Here is a 19,416-nt window from a genome sequence, read left to right as displayed (position 1 = left end):
GAATTGTGCGACATCCTATAGTCTCTGTGTTACTCAGCCTGGCGGTGTTGATCACCGCCGGTTGTGGTTACCATCTGCGCGGCACCACCTCGGTGCCGCCGGAAATGAAAACCTTGATTCTCGATACCTCTGACCCGTACGGTCCGCTGACGCGCGCGGTGCGCGAACAGTTAAGGCTGAACGACGTTAACATTATTGATAATCCGCAAGAGCGTACCGATGTCCCTTCGCTGCGTCTGATGGGTGAAAGCCGGGGTCGCGATACTGCCTCTATTTTCCAGGACGGTAAAACGGCGGAGTATTCAATGGTGATGACCGTTAATGCTCAGGTACTGGTGCCGAATAAAGGCATCTATCCAATCAGCGCCACGGTATATCGTTCATTCTTTGATAACCCACTGGCCGCGTTGGCAAAAGACTCTGAACAGCAGATCATTGTAAATGAAATGCGCACTCAGGCCGTGCAACAGCTGGTGCGTAAGCTCCTCACCGTTCACGCGGCAGAGAACGATCCGTCAATCAATACGCTTGGCAATACCCCTTCAGCGGTCGATCGTTTAACGACTGACCCGGGCAGTATGTCGGACAGTTCTTACACACGATGATCAGGATTTACCCTGAACAGCTAGGCGCGCAACTCCGCGAGGGGCTGCGCGCCTGTTATTTATTGAGCGGTAATGAACCGCTGTTGCTACAGGAAGCGCAGGATGATATCCGCGCTGCCGCCCAGCAGCAGGGCTTTACCGAACACTTCAGTGTCACCCTGGAAGCAAACACCGACTGGCAGGATATTTTTGCTATCTGTCAGGCGCTCAGCTTGTTCTCCACCCGCCAGACACTGCAACTGACGCTGCCAGAAAATGGCCCCAATGCCGCGATAGGTGAACAGCTGCTCACCCTGTCGACGCTGCTGCACAGCGATATTCTGCTGGTTTTGCGAGCCGCTAAATTGACCAAAGCGCAGGAAAATAGCGCCTGGTATAAAGCACTCAGTTCACAAGGTGTGGTGGTTCCCTGTCAGACACCGGAACAGGCGCAACTGCCGCGCTTGGTTTCTGCACGCGCAAAAAAACACCAACTCACGCTGGATGATGCCGCTAATCAGCTGCTCTGTTACTGCTACGAAGGCAACCTTCTGGCGCTATCACAGGCCCTGGAGCGACTGTCGCTGCTGTGGCCGGACGGAAAGCTGACGCTACCGCGCGTTGAACAGGCCGTGAACGACGCGGCGCACTTTACCCCCTTCCATTGGGTAGATGCGCTGCTGGCAGGTAAAAGCAAACGTGCCCTGCACATCCTGCACCAGATGCATTCAGAAGATAGCGAACCGGTGATCCTGATGCGAACCCTGCAACGCGACCTGCTGCTGCTGGTGACGTTACAACGGCAAATGGCGCAGACGCCGCTCCGCACGCTGTTCGATCAGCATCGTGTCTGGCAGAACCGCCGAACGCTATTCAGTGATGCATTACAGCGTCTGAGTGCCATGCAGCTGACCCAGGCGGTACGGCTGCTGACGCAAATTGAGTTAACGCTGAAGCAGGATTACGGCCAGTCTGTCTGGTCCGAGCTGGAAACCCTGGCGCTGATGTTATGCCATCCGTCATTCCCGGCGAGTTTTTGTGATGTCTGATCGTTACGCGCTCCATGCGCTGTTCGGCGGCACATTTGACCCGATTCATTACGGTCACCTGAAACCAGCAGAAGCGCTGGCCAAACTCACCGGGCTGAAAAAAGTGACGTTATTACCGAATAACGTCCCGCCACATCGTCCGCAGCCGGAAGCCACATCGGCACAACGTGTGGCGATGGTCAAACTGGCGATTAGCGGCAACCCGCTGTTTGACCTTGACCTGCGGGAAATGCAGCGCGACACACCGTCTTATACTATCGACACGCTGGCAGCTCTGCGCCTTGAGCGGGGTGAACAGCAGCCTCTGGCATTTATCATTGGTCAGGATTCCCTGCTCACCTTGCACAAATGGCATCGCTGGCAGGATTTACTGTCACTGTGCCATCTGCTGGTCTGTCAGCGCCCCGGTTATCGCAGTGAAATGGAGACACCTGAGCTGCAACATTGGCTTGATCGTCACCTGGTAACGCAGCCACAGGCGTTGCAACAATCGCCCGCCGGTAAAATTCTTCTGGCTGAAACGCCGCTGATTGATATTTCCGCCACGGAAATTCGCGCTCGCTGCCATCGGGGCCAGTCGGATGACAATCTGCTGCCTCCGGCAGTCAGCGACTACATCGATCGCGAGGGTTTATATCGTAACCCTTAACAGCGTGATATACTGCGCCGCTCAATTTTTCAGGGCGTAAGCCCCGCAAACACACAATGTTACGGTTATCATTTCGGCTCACAAAGCTTATATGAGATAACCCACCAGACTTAAAATCCCAAGGGGGAACCTTTTGCAAGGTAAAGCACTCCAAGACTTCGTCATTGATAAATGTGACGATTTAAAAGCTCAGGACATCATTGCTATCGACGTTCAGGGCAAATCAAGCATCACCAGCTGCATGGTGATCTGTACCGGTACTTCAACCCGTCATCTGGTTTCAATTGCAGAACACGTGGTACAGGAAGCCAAGCTTATCGGTCTGGATGCATTTCGTGTCAACAGCCGTGCTCCAAGTGACTGGGTAGTGGTTGATCTCGGTGAAGTCATCGTTCACGTGATGGAAGCAGAGAGCCGTAAGATCTACGAACTGGAAAAGCTCTGGAGTTAAGCCGTGAAGCTTCAACTGGTCGCCGTCGGCACCAAAATGCCTGACTGGGTACAAACTGGTTTTATGGAATATCTGCGGCGTTTTCCCAAAGATATGCCTTTTGAACTGGTTGAAGTGCCCGCCGGAAAGCGCGGTAAGAATGCAGATATTAAACGCATTCTTGAAAAAGAAGGCGAACTGATGCTGGCAGCCGCAGGAAAAGGCAACCGCATCGTGACGCTGGATATACCCGGCCAGCCGTGGGAAACCCCGCAGCTTGCCAGCCAGCTGGAACGCTGGAAGCAGGATGGCCGTGATGTCAGCCTGTTTATTGGCGGACCGGAAGGCTTGTCACCCGCCTGCAAGGCTGCGGCGGAACAAAGCTGGTCACTCTCAGCGCTAACCCTGCCCCATCCGCTGGTACGCGTATTGGTTGCAGAGAGTTTGTATCGTGCATGGAGCATTACTGCGAATCATCCTTATCATCGCGAATAGCGAATAAGGCTAACCGGACTGACAAAGCAGCGGATGAAATTACAACGTAACTCCTTTCGTGACTACACCGCCGAGCAGACACTGTTTGTTCGCCGGGCGCTGATTGCATTTTTTGGCATTATCACTCTCTCCGGTGTTCTGGTGGCCAATCTGTACCACCTGCAAATCATCCGCTTTAATGACTACAGCACGCGTTCCAATGAAAACCGCATCAAGCTGGTTCCTGTCGCCCCAAGTCGCGGTATTATTTACGATCGTAATGGCATCCCGCTGGCGCTTAACCGCACTATTTACCAGCTTGAACTGATGCCGGAAAAAGTGGAAAACCTGCAGCAGACGTTGCAGGAACTGAAACCGATTGTCGATCTCACCGATGATGACATCGAAGCTTTTGAAAAAGAGCGCAAACGCTCGCGCCGCTTTACCTCTATCGCCGTGAAAACCAGCCTGAACGATGTTCAGGTAGCGCGTTTCGCCGTGAACCAATATCGCTTCCCCGGCGCTGAAGTCAAAGGCTACCAGCGTCGCTACTATCCCTACGGTTCTGCTCTGACCCATGTGCTGGGTTACGTGTCGAAAATTAACGACCGTGACGTTGAGCGCCTGGACAAAGAGGGAAAATGGCCGAACTACGCCGCCACCCATGATATCGGCAAACTGGGCATTGAACGTTATTACGAAGATGTTCTGCACGGTAAAACCGGTTATGAAGAGGTGGAAGTGAATAACCGTGGCCGCGTGATCCGCCAACTGCATGAACAATCCCCCCAGGCCGGGCGGGATATCTATCTGACCATCGATCTGAAACTTCAGCAATATATTGAAACCCTGCTGGCGGGTAGCCGCGCGGCAGTGGTGGTCACTGACCCTCGCAATGGCGAAGTTCTGTCGATGGTTTCGATGCCAAGTTATGATCCGAATCTGTTCGTCGATGGCATCTCCAGCAAAGATTATAACGGCCTGCTGCATGACGAAAACCGCCCATTGATTAACCGTGCCACTCAGGGTGCCTATCCTCCGGCCTCAACGGTGAAACCTTATATTGCGGTCTCTGCACTGACGGCGGGGGTGATCACCCGTAATACCAGCCTGTTCGACCCCGGCTGGTGGCAACTGCCCGGTTCTGAAAAGCGCTTCCGCGACTGGAAACGCTGGGGGCATGGTCGTCTGAATGTGACCAAATCGCTGGAGGAGTCTGCCGATACCTTCTTCTACCAGGTCGCCTATGATATGGGGATTGACCGTCTGGGCGAGTGGATGAGCAAATTCGGTTACGGCCATCTTTCGGGCATCGATCTGATCGAAGAAACCCCGGGCAACATGCCAACACGCGAATGGAAAATGAAGCGCTTTAAGAAACCCTGGTATCAGGGTGACACCATCCCGGTGGGCATCGGCCAGGGTTACTGGACTGCCACACCAGTACAAATGAACAAAGCGCTGATGATCCTGATTAACGACGGTGTTATCAAAACGCCACATCTGATGATGGATACCATGCAAGGTTCGGCGAAAGTTCCCTGGCGTCAGCCTCCGGCTCCGCCTATCGCGGATATTCACACCGGATACTGGGAAATTGCCAAAGACGGGATGTACGGCGTGGCGAACCGTCCAAACGGTACCGCGCGTAAAAGCTTTGATGATGCATCTTATAAAATTGCCGCCAAGTCCGGTACCGCGCAGGTATTTGGCCTGAAGGCGAACGAAACCTACAACGCCCACAAGCTGACTGAGCGCCTGCGTGACCATAAATTGATGACCGCGTTTGCGCCTTATGACCACCCGCGCGTGGCCGTCAGTATTATTCTCGAAAACGGCGGCGCAGGCCCGGCAGTCGGTACGATCATGCGCCAGATACTCGACCATATTATGCTTGGCGATAACAATACCAACCTGCCTGACGCTGCACCAACGCCGCCAGGCTATGAAGGCGAATAATCGGTTATGAATGATAGCCATCAGAAACGGACAATCTGGACTCGCATCCACGTTGATCCTCTATTTTGCCTCATTATTACCGCGCTGCTGGTTTACAGTGCGCTGGTGATGTGGAGTGCCAGCGGCCAGGATCCGGGCATGATGGAGCGCAAACTCGGTCAGATCGCTATGGGTGTGATTGTCATGCTGGTCATGGCACAGATCCCACCGCGCGTCTACGAAGGCTGGGCGCCCTATCTGTACATCGTCTGCGTTATCCTGCTCATCGCGGTGGATGCGTTCGGTCATATCAGTAAAGGTGCGCAGCGCTGGCTGGACCTCGGCGTGGTGAGATTCCAGCCATCGGAAATTGCTAAAATTGCCGTGCCGCTGATGGTGGCGCGCTTTATTAACCGCGACGTCTGCCCGCCTACGCTGAAAAATACCGCTATCGCGCTGGTACTGATCTTTATGCCTACCTTGCTGGTGGCAGCACAGCCCGATCTGGGAACGTCGATCCTGATTGCCGCATCCGGGCTTTTTGTCCTGTTCCTTTCCGGCATGAGCTGGAAACTGATCTCTGTTGCGGTACTGCTGGTCGCCGCGTTTATCCCAATACTGTGGTTCTTCCTGATGCACGACTATCAGCGTGACCGCGTGATGATGCTGCTGGACCCGGAAAGTGACCCGCTGGGTGCGGGTTACCACATTATTCAGTCGAAGATAGCCATCGGCTCTGGTGGGCTGCGCGGCAAGGGATGGCTACACGGAACACAGTCACAGCTGGAGTTTTTACCCGAGCGTCACACGGACTTTATTTTCGCCGTACTGGCCGAAGAATTAGGATTAGTCGGGGTGCTGGTTCTGCTGATACTCTACGTGCTGCTGATTATGCGCGGCCTGATGATGGCCGCCCGCGCGCAGACCACCTTTGGTCGCGTGATGGCTGGCGGTATGATGCTGATCTTCTTTGTTTATGTTTTTGTTAACATTGGCATGGTCAGCGGCATTCTGCCCGTCGTTGGGGTACCGTTACCGCTAGTCAGCTACGGGGGTTCCGCGCTGATCGTCCTGATGGCCGGGTTCGGGATCATTATGTCGATTCACACCCATCGAAAACTGTTGTCGAAGAGCGTTTAAGAGGCATAAACATGCGTAAGGATTGGCTTTGGATTGCCCTGGCTTCAGCACTGCTGGCGGCCTGTACTACTGACAGCGACCAGCAGGCGCCCGTCACCCAACAGCAAGCGACTTATAACGGCCCTGTGGTCGAAATTGGCGGTGCGGAGCCTCGCTATGAGCCAGTTAATCCCGGTACCAACCAGGATTACTCGGCCAACGGCAAAAATTATAAAATTGTCAAAAATCCATCGAACTTCAGTCAGGTTGGTCTGGCTGCCTGGTATGGCGAAGAAGCCAACGGCAACCGTACCGCGACAGGTGAAACCTTCGATCCAAACGCTATGACGGCGGCCCATCCAACGCTGCCTCTGCCCAGCTACGTCCGTGTAACCAACATTGCCAATGGCCGTATGATTGTGGTGCGCGTCAACGATCGCGGCCCGTACACGCCAGGCCGTATTATTGACCTGTCACGTGCCGCAGGTGACCGCCTGAATATCTCCAATAACAGCAAAGTCCGTATTGATTACATCGCTGTCGCACCCGATGGTAGCCTGTCAGGCCCGGGTACGGTTGGCACAACCGTGGCGAAACAGAGCTATGCACTGCCCTCCCGCCCGGAGATTAGCGGTGGAATGACAATGGGCGGCGGTGCCGCTGCTGCCTCTGCACCGATGATGTCATCATCGCAGTCACAACCTGTGCAGTATTCCAGCCCGCAGCCACAGGAAGTGGAGCAGGAGCAGTCACGCCCCGTGGATAACAGCTCACTGAACAGTGATAACACTATGGGCGCTCCCGTGCGCAGCAGTGGTTTCCTCGGCGCAGCACAACCCTTACCAGGCGGCGTGCTGGAAGACAGTGAACCCGCCGCAGCAACACCTTCTTCTGCCCCTGCTGCGTTAGCGGCCCCAACGGCGGCGGCAGTTTCACGCCCTGCGACGGGCGCCACCGGCAATTTTGTGGTGCAAGTCGGCGCACTGAGCGATGGCCCACGCGCACGTCAGCTGGCAACCAGTCTGGGTAAACAGTTCGGCGTTCCCGGCTCAGTAGACAGCCGTGGCAATGTCTATCGCGTTCAGCTCGGTCGTTTCACTTCGCGCCAGCAAGCCGCCGCATTACAGCAGCGCCTGGCGAGTGAAGCACAGCAACAATCGTTTATTACTGTCGCACCTGATGCAATGTAATTCTCCGCTGACCCGCCTGATTTAGGCGGGTCGTGGCAGGATGCTTTTGCTATAGTGAGTCACTTTTTTTAACCTAGCCCATGGATGTTGTCGTCCTTACATGAACACTCTGAAGCCATCCCGACTGCTCAAACGCCTGACTACAGGCTCGCTTATCGCCCTCAGCCTCAATGTTGTCGCTTATGCTGACGACCTGAACATCAAGACCATGATCCCCGGCGTACCGGAAATTGATGCTGAAGCCTATGTCCTGATCGATTACAACTCAGGGAAAGTCCTGGCTGAGAAGAATGCCGATGCGCGCCGTGACCCGGCGAGCCTGACAAAAATGATGACCAGCTATGTCATCGGCCAGGCGGTTAAAGCCGGTAAAATCCATCAGGATGATATCGTCACCGTCGGGAAAGATGCATGGGCAACCGGTAACCCGGTGTTCAGGGGTTCTTCTCTGATGTTCCTGAAGCCTGGTGACCGCGTACCGGTCTCTCAGCTGACGCGCGGTATCGTACTGCAATCCGGTAATGACGCCTGCGTAGCGATGGCCGACTATGTTGCCGGCAGCCAGGATGCGTTCGTGGGCCTGATGAACAACTACGTGAAAGCGCTGGGTCTGCAAAATACCCACTTCCAGACGGTACACGGTCTGGACGCTGAAGGGCAGTACAGTTCCGCGCGCGATATGGCGCTGATTGGCCGCTCACTGATCCGTGATGTGCCGGAAGAATACGCTGTTTATCACGAGAAAGAATTTACCTTTAATAATATTCGCCAGACGAACCGTAACGGCCTGCTGTGGGATACCAGCCTCAACGTTGACGGCATTAAAACCGGCCACACCGATGCGGCAGGTTATAACCTGGTGGCCTCGGCGACCGAAGGCCAGATGCGTCTGATCTCCACCGTGATGGGCGGCCACACCTACAAAGGGCGTGAAACCGAGAGCAAGAAATTGCTGACCTGGGGCTTCCGCTTCTTTGAAACTGTGGCACCACTGAAAGCCGGGAAAGAGTTTGCTTCTGAGCCAGTATGGTTCGGTAACAGCGACCGCGTGCAGCTGGGCGTGGAAAAAGATGTGTTCCTGACCATCCCTCGTGGCCGCATGAAAGATCTGAAAGCCAGCTATACCCTGAGCAATACCGAGCTGCATGCACCATTGCAGAAAAATCAGGTTGTCGGCAGCATCAACTTCCAGCTGGATGGCAAAACCATTGAACAGCATCCGCTGGTGGTGCTGAATGAAATGCCGGAAGGCGGCTTCTTTGGCCGCATCATTGACTATATCAAACTCATGTTCCACCACTGGTTCGGTTAATTATCCCCGCTGTCAGAGTGGCCGGCCACTGAAAGCCCGGCTGGCCGATCGTTGATCGGCCACTACTTGAAATTATTCTGTAATATCCCCATATTGTTAGTATCTGTGAACTCCCGTTACGGCGGGAGTCCTTGTTGGTGTCACCGGAGTCCATATGAAAACCAATCTTAAAGAACTGCTCGAATTCCCCACCTCTTTTACCTATAAAGTGATGGGTCTGGCACAGCCGGAGCTGGTCGATCAAGTGGTTGAAGTGGTGCAGCGTCATGCACCGGGTGACTACTCTCCGGATGTAAAACCAAGCAGCAAAGGCAATTATCATTCGGTGTCGATTACTATCACCGCAACCCACATCGAACAGGTTGAAATCCTGTACGACGAGTTGGGTAAGATTGAAATTGTCCGTATGGTGCTGTAACCCTGACGTTGGCGGGGGCAAGCTAGCTCTTGTCCTGTGCCAACGTTATACTGTTCCCCTCGTTACCCAACCGGATTGTCCGTTTTGCCTCACACTAGCCTGATTATCCGCCAACTCGGCATGCAGCCCTGGGCGCCTGTTTCTCTCGCGATGCATCAGTTCACTGACCAGCGTAACGATGATACGCCGGACGAGATCTGGCTGGTGGAACACCCGCCGGTGTTTACTCAGGGTCAGGCAGGAAAAAGCGAACACCTGTTAATGCCCGGCGATATCCCGGTCATGCAGAGCGATCGTGGCGGCCAGGTCACCTATCATGGCCCCGGTCAGCAGGTTATGTATGTGATGGTGAATCTGAAACGCCGTAAAACGGGCGTCCGTCAGCTGGTTACCGCCCTTGAACAAACGGTGGTCGATACGCTGGCGCATTTTTCCGTCACAGCCAATGCGCGCCCCGATGCGCCGGGTGTCTATGTTGAAGGTAAAAAAATCTGTTCATTAGGGCTGCGGATCCGCAATGGCTGCTCCTTTCACGGCCTCGCCTTGAATATCGATATGGATCTCACACCGTTCCTGCGCATTAATCCCTGCGGCTATGCCGGGATGGAGATGACGCAGCTGGCGGCGCTCACTGCCTCTGTGACCCCTGCCGATATCCAGCCATTGCTGATCAAGAATTTTGCCCTTCAACTGGCAATAACTGACGTTTCCTGGAGCGAAAGTGCAGAACTCCCGCTAAGATAGGGGGCAAATGCGCATGCAGCTTTACAATTCTGCAACGCTTTCTCGCACAGGCAGGCTGAATCTGCCGCGAGGAGATGATATAATTTTTGCGCTTTATCAAAAAAAGTTGAAAATCACCAACTCATTGAGTGTTAGCGGCTGTTTTGGAAACGCATAGATTGCCGCAATCCAACCTGGAACCTGCAAGAATATGAGTAAACCGATCGTGATGGAACGCGGTGTTAAATACCGCGACGCAGACAAAATGGCATTGATCCCGGTGAAAACCGTGATCACCGAGCGTACGGAGATTTTACGTAAGCCAGAATGGATGCGTATTAAACTTCCTGCCGATTCCAGCCGTATTCAGGGCATTAAAGCCGCGATGCGTAAAAATGGTCTGCACTCCGTTTGCGAAGAGGCTTCCTGCCCTAACCTGTCTGAATGTTTTAACCACGGAACGGCCACCTTTATGATTCTGGGTGCCATCTGTACACGCCGCTGCCCGTTCTGCGACGTGGCCCACGGCCGCCCGGTAACCCCTGATGCCAACGAACCCGGCAAACTGGCACAGACCATCGCGGATATGGCACTGCGCTACGTGGTGATCACCTCCGTTGACCGTGATGACCTGCGTGATGGCGGAGCACAGCACTTTGCTGACTGTATTCGCGCTATCCGTGAAAAAAGCCCAACGATTAAAATCGAAACACTGGTGCCTGATTTCCGTGGTCGTATGGACCGCGCGCTGGAAATTTTGATTGAGACGCCACCTGATGTGTTTAACCACAACCTGGAAAACGTGCCGCGCGTTTACCGCCAGGTACGTCCGGGTGCTAACTATGACTGGTCACTGAAATTGCTGGAACGCTTTAAAGAAGCACATCCAGAGGTGCCAACCAAGTCAGGCCTGATGGTCGGTTTAGGTGAAACTAACGCAGAGATCGTTGAAGTGATGCGTGACCTGCGTCGCCACGGCGTAACCATGCTGACCCTCGGACAGTATCTGTCGCCAAGCCGCCATCATTTACCGGTACAGCGCTATGTCAGCCCTGCTGAGTTTGACGAAATGAAAGAAGCCGCGATGGATATGGGCTTCACTCATGCGGCCTGTGGCCCATTCGTACGTTCGTCATATCATGCTGACCTGCAGGCGAAAGGGTTGGAAGTAAAATAACCCCCTTCTGCCGGAGCCAAAAAAAACGGATGACAATGTCATCCGTTTTTTTGAGCAACATTACTCTTTATGAGAGATCTGCCCGGCGGTTTTTTCTTCTGGCTCGGCTTTCTGCGCGGAGGCATCATCATCATTCATCGCCTTTTTAAATCCCTTAATGGCCGAACCTAAGTCCCCTCCCAGGGTACGCAGCTTTTTGGTTCCGAATAACAGGACGATTAATGCGCCAACGATCAGCAATTTGCCAATACTGAGACCTTCCATACTTACCTTCTTTGATTTATCTGACCGTCACAACGGCCTGCAACAAGCGTGTATTAACGCGCTGAATACGTGAAAATACAACTGCAATCTGTAACAGAATATGCGCTGTGTTAGCGTAATCCCTGTCAGATAAACCGGCTGAGAAACGCCTGGGTGCGCGGGTGTTGCGGGTTCACCAGGACCTCCTCCGGGGCCCCCTGCTCAACCACGCGCCCGCCGTCCATAAACACCACGCGGTCCGCTGCTTCACGGGCAAAACCAATCTCGTGCGTCACAACCACCATTGTCAGCCCCTGGTCAGCCAGCGTGCGCATGGTCGCCAGCACTTCCCCCACCAGTTCAGGATCAAGCGCAGAGGTCGGTTCATCAAACAACATCAGTTTGGGCTTGATCGCCAGTGCGCGGGCAATCGCCACACGCTGCTGCTGCCCGCCGGACAGATGGCGCGGCCAGGCATCCGCTTTATCGCTCAGCCCCACTGTTGCCAGTAGTTCATACGCCTCAGCAATCGCTTCAGCGCGTGGCTGTTTGTGCACACCGACCGGCGCTTCAATAATATTTTGCAGTACGGTCATATGCGGATAGAGGTTGAACTGCTGAAACACCATCCCTATCTCCTGGCGCTGACGTGCAATGCGCTTTGGCGACAGACGATGCAGCAGCCCTTTTTTTAGCTCAAAACCCACCTGCTGTTCACCGATCATAATCGACCCGGCATTCAGTTCCTCCAGATGATTGATACAGCGCAGGAAGGTGGATTTCCCTGAGCCGGAAGGCCCGAGGATCACCACCACTTCACCCGGTAACACATCCAGGTCGATGCCCTTTAGCACTTCATTATCACCGTAGCTTTTCTGTACGTTACGCGCCCGTACCAGCGGCTCAGCTAAGCTCATTGTTCTTCCTTCTGGACCAGTGAACGCACTGCCATTGCGGGCATATTGTTTGCAGCAGGACGCTTTTTGCTACTGGCAACCACCCGGCGTGTGCCGCGAGCATAGTAGCGTTCAATCGCCGACTGGCCGACATTGAGAACCGAAGTAATCAGCAGATACCAGATCACCGCTACCATCAGCATCGGGATGATTTCAAAGGTGCGGTTATAGACCGCCTGTACCGAATAGAGCAGGTCGCCCATGGCGATCACACTGACCAGTGAGGTGGCTTTGATCATGCTGATGAGCTGATTGCCGGTTGGCGGAATAATGGAACGCATCGCCTGCGGGATAATAATGCGCCGCAACGCACGCGCACGACTCATACCAAATGCCTGCGTTGTCTCCACCTGGCCGTTATCCACCGACTGTAATCCCGCCCGAATAATCTCCGCCATATAGGCGGCTTCATTCAGCGCCAATCCGGCTATCGCCGCCGTCAGCGGGGTGATCAAATCGTTGGTATTCCAGCTTGCCAACACCGGGCCACCAAACGGGATCGCCAGCGAGATCTGCGGAAACAGCGTTGACATGTTGTACCAGAAAATCAGCTGCACCAGCAGCGGCGTACCGCGAAAGAACCAGATATATAACCCGGCTAGTCCACGCATCAGGCGGTTATCGGACAGACGTGCGACGGCCAGCAGCAGGCCAATCACCACGCCCAGCAGCATTGAAACGACGGTTAACCCGAGTGTCACCTTCAGCCCGGTCATCACCGAGCCGTCCATAAACCACTGGTACACCACACCCCACTCAAAGTTGGGATTGGTAGCGACCAGCCAGAGAAAGTTAACCGCGACCGCCAGCACCAGCAGCCAGCTGATCAGTCGCCCGTAACGGGGAGCGCTAAGGGCTGAAGCCACATCGCGCTGCTGTACGTCTGTCCGATCCCTGGTTGAAGATTGCGTGACGGGTTGGGTCATTTCACCGCCCCCTGCGCCAGGTTACGACCCGGTGCGCTGATGATATTCCCGTCGAGCTGCCATTTTTTCATGATCGCCGCATAGGTGCCGTTGGTGAACAGGACTTTATAAGCATCCAGCACCACGTCACCGAGCGGTGAATCCTTCGGCACCACGGTGCCCTGGAAAATATCGCCAAATCCGTTTTTCTGACCGGTGCCGGTTAATTCCAGCTGCCCATCGGCCTGCTGGACGAAATAGACCAGCGGTGCCTGGGAAGAGAAAAAGGCATCTGAACGCTTAGATCGTACCGCCAGAATTGATGACGGTTGGTCGGTAAATGACTGCACGGTCACAGCGGCTTTACCCGCTGTGGTACAGGCGATGGACTGCTTGCGGATCACCTGCTCGGCAGAACCACCCGCCATTACGGCGATGCGCTTACCGCAGGTATCATCCAGTCCGTTAATCTTCGCCGGGTTACCTTTCTGCACGGCAAACACCACAAACTCCTGCACAAAATCGATAAAATCATTTTTCTGTTGGCGATCAGGGTAATCACCTACCGGACCGATCGCCAGCTGGTAACGACCCGATTTGATCCCTGCCAGCAAGCCTGGCAGACCACTGACGGTAGCGTGCTCAATTTTCACCCCGAGCAGCTGCGCCAACGCCTCGGTCAGATCGGCAGACGCACCGGTCATCGAGGTCGGGCCTTCAACAATTTCATACGGAGGGAAAGAACCGTTATTAACCGAGGTCATCTTCCCGGCACTTTTTACCGCATCCGGCAGACGGTCGTGCAGTGCCTGGTCCATCTTCTGGAGTGGAATCGTCTCGGCAGCCTGGCTGACCGTACTCAGCGTCGCCAGCATCAGCGCCAGCGCAATAGCGTGTTTTTTCATTATTGAGTCTCCCCACCATCAAGTTCAGGGCGGGCAAAGCGACGATTAGCTAACACTGGCAATGCGCGACGCGCATCAGCAATACGCTGCGGGTCGATCCCGGCAAACACCAGTGCCGGGCCTTCAGCGGCTTTGGCAATCGCCACACCGAGTGGATCAACCACCAGGCTGTTGCCGATGTTACGCGGGCCGCACTCACCCACCGCCACCACATAACAGGTATTCTCCAGCGCACGGGCGGTGACCAGGACTTCCCAGTGCATCTCTTTCAGCGGCCCTTTCACCCAGGCGGCGGGCAGCACCAGCAGGTCGGCACCGTCCAGCACCAGGCGGCGTGCCAGTTCCGGGAAGCGGATGTCATAACAGGTCATCAACCCCACTTTCAGCCCATCCACCTCTACCAGCGGTGGCACGTCGTTGCCCGCCGTCACATTACGCGACTCCTGCATCGCAAAGGCGTCATAAAGATGCAGCTTGTCGTAGCGGGCGATAATCTCGCCGTTACGGATTGCCACCAGTACATTCAGCGCCCGGCTATCTGCCGTTGGCACATGCACCGTCATCATGGTCGTCAGCGTATTCGCCCGACTGGCCTCAAGAACCTGGCTGAGGAACGGGCCATCCAGCGGCTGCGCTGCTTTCAGCACCAGGTCCGGGTCAGTAATATCACGCGCCAGTACCCCTTCCGGCAGTACCAGCAGTCTTGCTCCCTGCTGCTCTGCCTGAGCCATTAAGCCGATGCAGATATCGGCGTTTTCCTGCCACTCGCGGCTGACCGCGAACTGTCCTAATGCCACTTTCATCGTCATCGTTATGCTCCTGAGGTCATTGCCGGAAACAGCACTTGTGGGGTCAGGCGTTCGGCCGTCAGCCCCTGAGCAAACAGCTCCTGGCAGAAATCATTAATCATCTTCTTATTAGCCTGAAAGCCGTTAGCATTCCAGTCGGCAGGTAAATCCTGCGCAGTACGCCGCAAATCATCGAGCAGCCACGGCGTGGTATCCGCGTATTTCTCACGTTTCTGTTGCCAGACCCGTGCGGATTCGTCAATAACCGCACTTAACTCCTGCGCAATATCGGGATGCTGCTCTGCCAGGGTTGCTTTCAGTGCCAGCAGGTGGATGCCGGGGATATAACCGCAGCGGTGGAAATATTCCAGCTCAGCCTGGCGAAAATCGGTTTGCAGTTGACGCAGGCCAGAATCGGGCAGGAAAAAACCGTCCGGCATAAACGGGGTAAAGACCGCGTCCAGCTCACCCGCACGCAGCAGATTGATCAGTGGGTGTTCACCCGGTGCGGCTTCAATCCGGCCAGGACGGCCAAAGCCGTTCAGGCGGTCAATAATCGGGTGGTCAGCCGTCAGTCGGCCAACAAACCAGTAAGCATCATCAATTTCGACCCCGGCTTCACGCAGCAACGTGCGCGTCCAGGTGTTGCCGGAATCCTGCCAGCCAGTCAGCCCAATTTTTTTGCCTTTGAGCTGGTCCAGAGACGTCAGCGGGCTATCGGCGGTGGTGATAATGCAGCGCTGGCGAAAGCCGCGCATCAGGAAATGTGGCAACGCCTGCAGGCTAAAATCACCACAGGCACGCGCCTGAGCAAAACGGCTGAAAGAGACTTCGGCCGCATCGTATTGTTCGCTGTTTGCCAGATCGCCGACCAGTGTGCCCACGCGATGTACCTCCAGCTTAAAACCCTGGGGACGAATATCCCCTAACGCCAGCGGTGTAAAATAGTCCCAGTCGCGTACCGCCAGTCTGATGGTCACCATGTGCATTCTCTCCGGTTTAGCGCAGCCCTGCCGCGTTTAAAAAAACACCAATACCTGCTTGAATTTGATACTAGAGTGATAATATTATCTGTACAATAATTTCTTTGTTACTGAACAAATGGATTTCTTATGACCGCACTGCTGGATGTGAACTGGCTCAGCGCCCGTATTGAGGATGCTTCCGTAAAAGGCATTACCGCCGCCACGGCGCTGCTGATCCGTGAGGGGGAGATCCCCATTGGCACACAGCTTCCAGCCGTGCGCGATCTGGCGGAGAAACTCGGTGTCAGCCCGGCCACGGTATCTGCTGCATGGGGAGAGTTGAAACGGCACAAGGTGATCGCGGGCAAGGGGCGTAGCGGGGTCTGGGTGTGTGGCGATCACGTCTCACCGCGTCCGGTGCGATTTGAAAAGATTGGCCACTATGGTAGCCATATCAAAGCCGATCTTGCCATGGCATCACCCGATCCGGCATTGCTGCCCGACCTCGGTCATGCCCTGCAACAGGGGATCCTCACTCCTAATCTCAACAGCTACCAGCGCGAGGCGATTACCCCGGCACTGCTGGATGCCGTCAGCGCCGACTGGCCGTTTGCGGCACAGGCATTTCTGGCGACCGACGGCGGTTTCGATGCCATGAGCTGCATCATGCAGACGCTGTTTTCACCGGGAGATAAAGTGGTCATTGAGGACCCAACCGCCACGCGGCTGCTGGATATGCTGGACAACCTGGGCGCGGAAATATTGCCGCTGGCCTGCGATGAGAACGGCCCGCAGCCCGGCCCGCTGGGCATACTGCTCCGCCAGCGCCCGGTAGCAGTCATATTCCAGCCGCGTACCCATTCGGCCACCGGACATACGGTAAGTGAGGTGCGCAGCCATGAACTGGCTGCCGTGCTGAGCGGAAGCACGGCGTGGATTATTGAAGATGACGGCATTGGCGCTCTTTCGGCGCACCCGCTGTGGAGCCTGGGGCGGTTCTTCCCCAACCGCACATTGCACGTGCGGTCATTTTCTAAGGCTTATGGGCCAGATCTGCGGCTGGGGGTATTATCCGGGCCGGAAGCACTGGTACGGCGCATTCAGTCGTGGCGTAATTTTGGTGCCAGCTGGACCAGCCGCATCCTGCAACAGGCCGTCGCGTGGATGCTGACCGATGCCGGTGTTCAACAGCGTATCGGCCAGGCGCGCGAAGTCTATCGCCAGCGGCGCCAGCGTTTACTGACTGCACTGGCACAGCGGGGAATGGCCCTGCCAGATCGTGACGGGTTAAGTATTTATCTGCCGGTAAAGTCAGAACAGTTTGCAATGATCACCCTGGCCGCCAGAGGTATTGCGGTGGTACCCGGTGAGCGCTGCCGCAGCGGCAGCGGGCAGTTTGTCCGCGTCAGCACCTCAATGCTGCCAGAACATCTTGTGGATGAAGTTGCCGATGCGCTGTTACTGGCCAGTGGCCTGGAACCGGGGACGGTCAGGTCAGATCTTTAATATGATAGCGCGGTGACTCCTGATAACCCTCACGCTCGTAAAACGCATTCGCCTTTTCACGACGTTCATGACAGTGCACCTCCATCCGATCACAGCCGCGATCTATTGCCAGCTGCTCTGCATGTTGTAACAACCGCTGCCCGGCCCCTTTGCTGCGCTCACCTTCGGCAATGCAGAAATAGCTGATGCGGGCAAAATCCCCTGCCAGAGCCAGCTGTGGAATAAAATGCAGCGACAAAAAACCCAGAACCGTGTTCCCCTGCTCGGCAATAAGAAGCCGCTCAGTCTCATCGATGATCAGTTGGGCAAGTCTGCGTTCAATAAAGGGGGCGGTATCCGCATATCCCAGTTCAGTTAACAGCGCGCTGAGGGCAAAAGCATCTTTCGATTCAGCCAGACGAATATTCATAGTCATTCTCCGCAATATGCCAACGAGCCGGGTTTACAGGTGAAAACTTCTGTCTATGTTTATAGCTGTAGCAAGGCAATCACTGCAAGGAGCCAGATCACAAGGTAATGTTACAAAAGCTAATTAATGTTAGGGCATCCTTATTTACGGCGCGTACCCCCACATTTTAATGTTTCCTTAATAATCGTGCGGCACACTGGTCATCATTCAGCCAACAGAGATGATCGCCATGAACTTCCTTCCCCGCCACAAAAATGAATATCTTGCCGTCCTGCTGGCATTGACTGCGACTATTCTCTGGCTGGTACAGTATTTCAACGCCTAGATCTGCCCTGTGTGCCGCTGATCGCAGACGAAAAAAAACCCGCCATTGGCGGGTTTTTAAGAATTCTGTCTGATAACTTAAATAGCGGCAACGTTAGCAGCAGATGGGCCTTTGGCACCGTTGGTGATTTCGAACTCTACGCGCTGACCTTCAGCCAGAGTTTTGAAACCATTGCTCTGGATGGCAGAGAAGTGTACGAACACATCTTTGCTACCATCTTCAGGAGTAATGAAACCGAATCCTTTGGACTCATTAAACCACTTAACGCTACCTTTGATCTTAGACATCTATATTACCTTTACATGAAAAATGGACACTAAACTGTGTCGGGGGTTAGTACAGCAATTGCCAAGGCTTTTGTCCAGTAGCCGAGGTCGAAAAAGTGATAAATATCGCCTTTTTTTACCCCCACACCATTTTTACGTCAAACCCCGGAGATTAAAACTGCCAGCGCAACCAGGCGAAGAAAACATTACCATTATTGTAAGTTCCTGGAATGTAAGTCATCTGAAAAGTTGCAGGCCCGTAACCGACTGAGGCCAGCGGCAGCACTAATGGGATAGGTATATAGTTCCAGTTATCACGCATTGTTACCCCGGCGGTATACCCCAGACCAAGGTGGAAGTCAGAGTCATTTAGCGGTCGCCAGGTTTTCTCCCAGCCATAGCCGCCAATCGGTTCCCACTTATTGTAAGAGTCCTTAAACACCATCAGATAGATGCCGTTCCAGTTACCCTTTTCGTCATAGCGTGAGATGCCTCCGCCAGCCCCCCAGGGGCGCTCATTGTAACGGTCAGTTTTCTCTTTATCGTAGGTCCAGCGGTTATGCCAGGTGATAGCAGGGACATAAAGGTCGACAGTTTGCGGTTCACTCCATGTCTGGCTAACGTTATCACTGAAGGAATGCCAGGTATCCGCAATTCCATCACCGAGGCTTGCCGCATGCGCACTGCTCAGAGCCAGTCCGCCAAGCAGGGTTGAAAGTAATAAGGCTGATTTTTTGTTCACGATAAATTCACTGCTCCCTGGATGATCGCTGTATGCAACATCCTTACGTTAGTCAGAAACCCTGACCAAATGCATTACCCGTTCTGGTAACAATTATAAACAAAGTACTTAAACACTCCATTAATCACCGAAATACATCTCACCAGCAAAAAGAGCCCCCCATAAATTCATATTATAAAACATTGGGATATGTAATAAAAAATATAATTCAGCCACGAAAATATAACACCAGGAAAACTCGTAAAAGCCAGCCCTCACCTTTCCAGAAAAGGGAACCAAACCTTCACAACGCTAATCAATCAACGGAAAAATGGTGGACTTTACTTGATGCAAATCATTGTAC

Annotated in this window: 22 protein-coding genes; 13 read left to right on the top strand and 9 right to left on the bottom strand. The window is 54.3% G+C overall.

Translation table 11 applies throughout. The features are described from left to right. The first annotated feature begins 5 nt into the window (after positions 1 to 5). The 12 genes from lptE to lipA all read left to right on the top strand — a co-directional run bounded on the left by lptE (position 6) and on the right by lipA (position 11,063). Positions 6 to 605: an LPS assembly lipoprotein LptE gene (lptE, locus tag ACFL9S_RS01720; RefSeq protein WP_405259990.1), complete on the top strand. Its 600-nt coding sequence runs from the start codon at positions 6 to 8 to the stop codon at positions 603 to 605. After that, positions 602 to 1,633 carry a DNA polymerase III subunit delta gene (holA, locus tag ACFL9S_RS01715; protein WP_405259989.1) on the top strand — a complete coding sequence of 344 codons (1,032 nt, stop codon included), beginning with the start codon at positions 602 to 604 and terminating at the stop codon, positions 1,631 to 1,633. The genes lptE and holA overlap by 4 nt, the downstream gene beginning before the upstream one ends. Continuing rightward, the gene (gene nadD, locus ACFL9S_RS01710; protein WP_405259988.1) at positions 1,626 to 2,282 is read left to right on the top strand and encodes a nicotinate-nucleotide adenylyltransferase; all 657 of its coding nucleotides are present in this window, start codon (positions 1,626 to 1,628) and stop codon (positions 2,280 to 2,282) included. Before holA ends, nadD begins: the two co-directional genes overlap by 8 nt. Positions 2,283 to 2,415: 133 nt before the next feature. Continuing rightward, positions 2,416 to 2,733: a ribosome silencing factor gene (gene rsfS, locus ACFL9S_RS01705; protein WP_405259987.1), complete on the top strand. Its 318-nt coding sequence runs from the start codon at positions 2,416 to 2,418 to the stop codon at positions 2,731 to 2,733. 3 nt (positions 2,734 to 2,736) lie between these two features. Next, positions 2,737 to 3,207: a 23S rRNA (pseudouridine(1915)-N(3))-methyltransferase RlmH gene (gene rlmH, locus ACFL9S_RS01700; protein ID WP_056240011.1), complete on the top strand. Its 471-nt coding sequence runs from the start codon at positions 2,737 to 2,739 to the stop codon at positions 3,205 to 3,207. Between the two features lie 33 nt (positions 3,208 to 3,240). Next, the gene (gene mrdA, locus ACFL9S_RS01695) at positions 3,241 to 5,145 is read left to right on the top strand and encodes a peptidoglycan DD-transpeptidase MrdA (protein ID WP_405259985.1); all 1,905 of its coding nucleotides are present in this window, start codon (positions 3,241 to 3,243) and stop codon (positions 5,143 to 5,145) included. A gap of 6 nt (positions 5,146 to 5,151) precedes the next feature. Continuing rightward, positions 5,152 to 6,264, top strand: a complete 1,113-nt coding sequence (gene mrdB / locus ACFL9S_RS01690) for a peptidoglycan glycosyltransferase MrdB (protein WP_405259983.1) — start codon at positions 5,152 to 5,154, stop codon at positions 6,262 to 6,264. An 11-nt stretch (positions 6,265 to 6,275) separates the two neighbouring features. Continuing rightward, positions 6,276 to 7,433 (top strand): endolytic peptidoglycan transglycosylase RlpA, encoded by a 1,158-nt coding sequence (gene rlpA / locus ACFL9S_RS01685; RefSeq protein ID WP_405259982.1) that lies wholly within the window; start codon positions 6,276 to 6,278, stop codon positions 7,431 to 7,433. A gap of 100 nt (positions 7,434 to 7,533) precedes the next feature. Next, positions 7,534 to 8,745 (top strand): D-alanyl-D-alanine carboxypeptidase DacA, encoded by a 1,212-nt coding sequence (gene dacA / locus ACFL9S_RS01680; protein WP_405259981.1) that lies wholly within the window; start codon positions 7,534 to 7,536, stop codon positions 8,743 to 8,745. 154 nt (positions 8,746 to 8,899) lie between these two features. Next, positions 8,900 to 9,163, top strand: coding sequence for a DUF493 family protein YbeD (gene ybeD, locus ACFL9S_RS01675; RefSeq protein WP_405259980.1), 264 nt, complete (start codon positions 8,900 to 8,902; stop codon positions 9,161 to 9,163). A gap of 84 nt (positions 9,164 to 9,247) precedes the next feature. Further along, complete coding sequence (lipB, locus tag ACFL9S_RS01670) at positions 9,248 to 9,907, top strand: lipoyl(octanoyl) transferase LipB (protein WP_405259978.1); 660 nt, start codon at positions 9,248 to 9,250, stop codon at positions 9,905 to 9,907. A gap of 190 nt (positions 9,908 to 10,097) precedes the next feature. Further along, positions 10,098 to 11,063 carry a lipoyl synthase gene (lipA, locus tag ACFL9S_RS01665; RefSeq protein WP_405259977.1) on the top strand — a complete coding sequence of 322 codons (966 nt, stop codon included), beginning with the start codon at positions 10,098 to 10,100 and terminating at the stop codon, positions 11,061 to 11,063. Between the two features lie 60 nt (positions 11,064 to 11,123). On the opposite strand, the gene tatE is transcribed toward lipA, so the two are convergent. From tatE to ACFL9S_RS01635, 6 genes are all read right to left on the bottom strand, one after another. Next, on the bottom strand, positions 11,124 to 11,327 hold the full coding sequence (tatE, locus tag ACFL9S_RS01660) for a twin-arginine translocase subunit TatE (RefSeq protein WP_405259976.1): 204 nt from the start codon (positions 11,325 to 11,327) through the stop codon (positions 11,124 to 11,126). 125 nt (positions 11,328 to 11,452) lie between these two features. Then, positions 11,453 to 12,223 (bottom strand): amino acid ABC transporter ATP-binding protein, encoded by a 771-nt coding sequence (locus ACFL9S_RS01655; RefSeq protein WP_405259975.1) that lies wholly within the window; start codon positions 12,221 to 12,223, stop codon positions 11,453 to 11,455. Continuing rightward, the gene (locus tag ACFL9S_RS01650; RefSeq protein ID WP_405259973.1) at positions 12,220 to 13,188 is read right to left on the bottom strand and encodes an amino acid ABC transporter permease; all 969 of its coding nucleotides are present in this window, start codon (positions 13,186 to 13,188) and stop codon (positions 12,220 to 12,222) included. Before ACFL9S_RS01650 ends, ACFL9S_RS01655 begins: the two co-directional genes overlap by 4 nt. Next, positions 13,185 to 14,072, bottom strand: coding sequence for an ABC transporter substrate-binding protein (locus tag ACFL9S_RS01645; protein ID WP_405259972.1), 888 nt, complete (start codon positions 14,070 to 14,072; stop codon positions 13,185 to 13,187). The genes ACFL9S_RS01650 and ACFL9S_RS01645 overlap by 4 nt, the downstream gene beginning before the upstream one ends. Continuing rightward, on the bottom strand, positions 14,072 to 14,875 hold the full coding sequence (locus tag ACFL9S_RS01640) for a deaminated glutathione amidase (protein WP_405260358.1): 804 nt from the start codon (positions 14,873 to 14,875) through the stop codon (positions 14,072 to 14,074). The genes ACFL9S_RS01645 and ACFL9S_RS01640 overlap by 1 nt, the downstream gene beginning before the upstream one ends. An 8-nt stretch (positions 14,876 to 14,883) precedes the next feature. Continuing rightward, positions 14,884 to 15,843, bottom strand: a complete 960-nt coding sequence (locus tag ACFL9S_RS01635) for a nitrate ABC transporter substrate-binding protein (protein WP_405259971.1) — start codon at positions 15,841 to 15,843, stop codon at positions 14,884 to 14,886. Between the two features lie 129 nt (positions 15,844 to 15,972). Here ACFL9S_RS01635 and ACFL9S_RS01630 point away from each other — a divergent pair, with 129 nt between their 5' ends. Then, positions 15,973 to 17,331, top strand: coding sequence for a PLP-dependent aminotransferase family protein (locus ACFL9S_RS01630; protein ID WP_405259970.1), 1,359 nt, complete (start codon positions 15,973 to 15,975; stop codon positions 17,329 to 17,331). On the opposite strand, the gene ACFL9S_RS01625 is transcribed toward ACFL9S_RS01630, so the two are convergent. The 3 genes from ACFL9S_RS01625 to pagP all read right to left on the bottom strand — a co-directional run bounded on the left by ACFL9S_RS01625 (position 17,315) and on the right by pagP (position 19,073). After that, positions 17,315 to 17,740, bottom strand: a complete 426-nt coding sequence (locus tag ACFL9S_RS01625) for a GNAT family N-acetyltransferase (RefSeq protein ID WP_405259969.1) — start codon at positions 17,738 to 17,740, stop codon at positions 17,315 to 17,317. The genes ACFL9S_RS01630 and ACFL9S_RS01625 overlap by 17 nt on opposite strands. A 402-nt stretch (positions 17,741 to 18,142) precedes the next feature. Beyond that, positions 18,143 to 18,352 carry a transcription antiterminator/RNA stability regulator CspE gene (gene cspE / locus ACFL9S_RS01620; RefSeq protein ID WP_004156612.1) on the bottom strand — a complete coding sequence of 70 codons (210 nt, stop codon included), beginning with the start codon at positions 18,350 to 18,352 and terminating at the stop codon, positions 18,143 to 18,145. Between the two features lie 151 nt (positions 18,353 to 18,503). Next, on the bottom strand, positions 18,504 to 19,073 hold the full coding sequence (gene pagP / locus ACFL9S_RS01615; protein ID WP_405259968.1) for a lipid IV(A) palmitoyltransferase PagP: 570 nt from the start codon (positions 19,071 to 19,073) through the stop codon (positions 18,504 to 18,506). Positions 19,074 to 19,416 lie beyond the last annotated feature (343 nt).

Source organism: Erwinia sp. AnSW2-5 (assembly GCF_045107195.1).
GTDB lineage: Bacteria > Pseudomonadota > Gammaproteobacteria > Enterobacterales > Enterobacteriaceae > Erwinia.
This window is presented reverse-complemented; position numbering and strand designations above follow the sequence as displayed.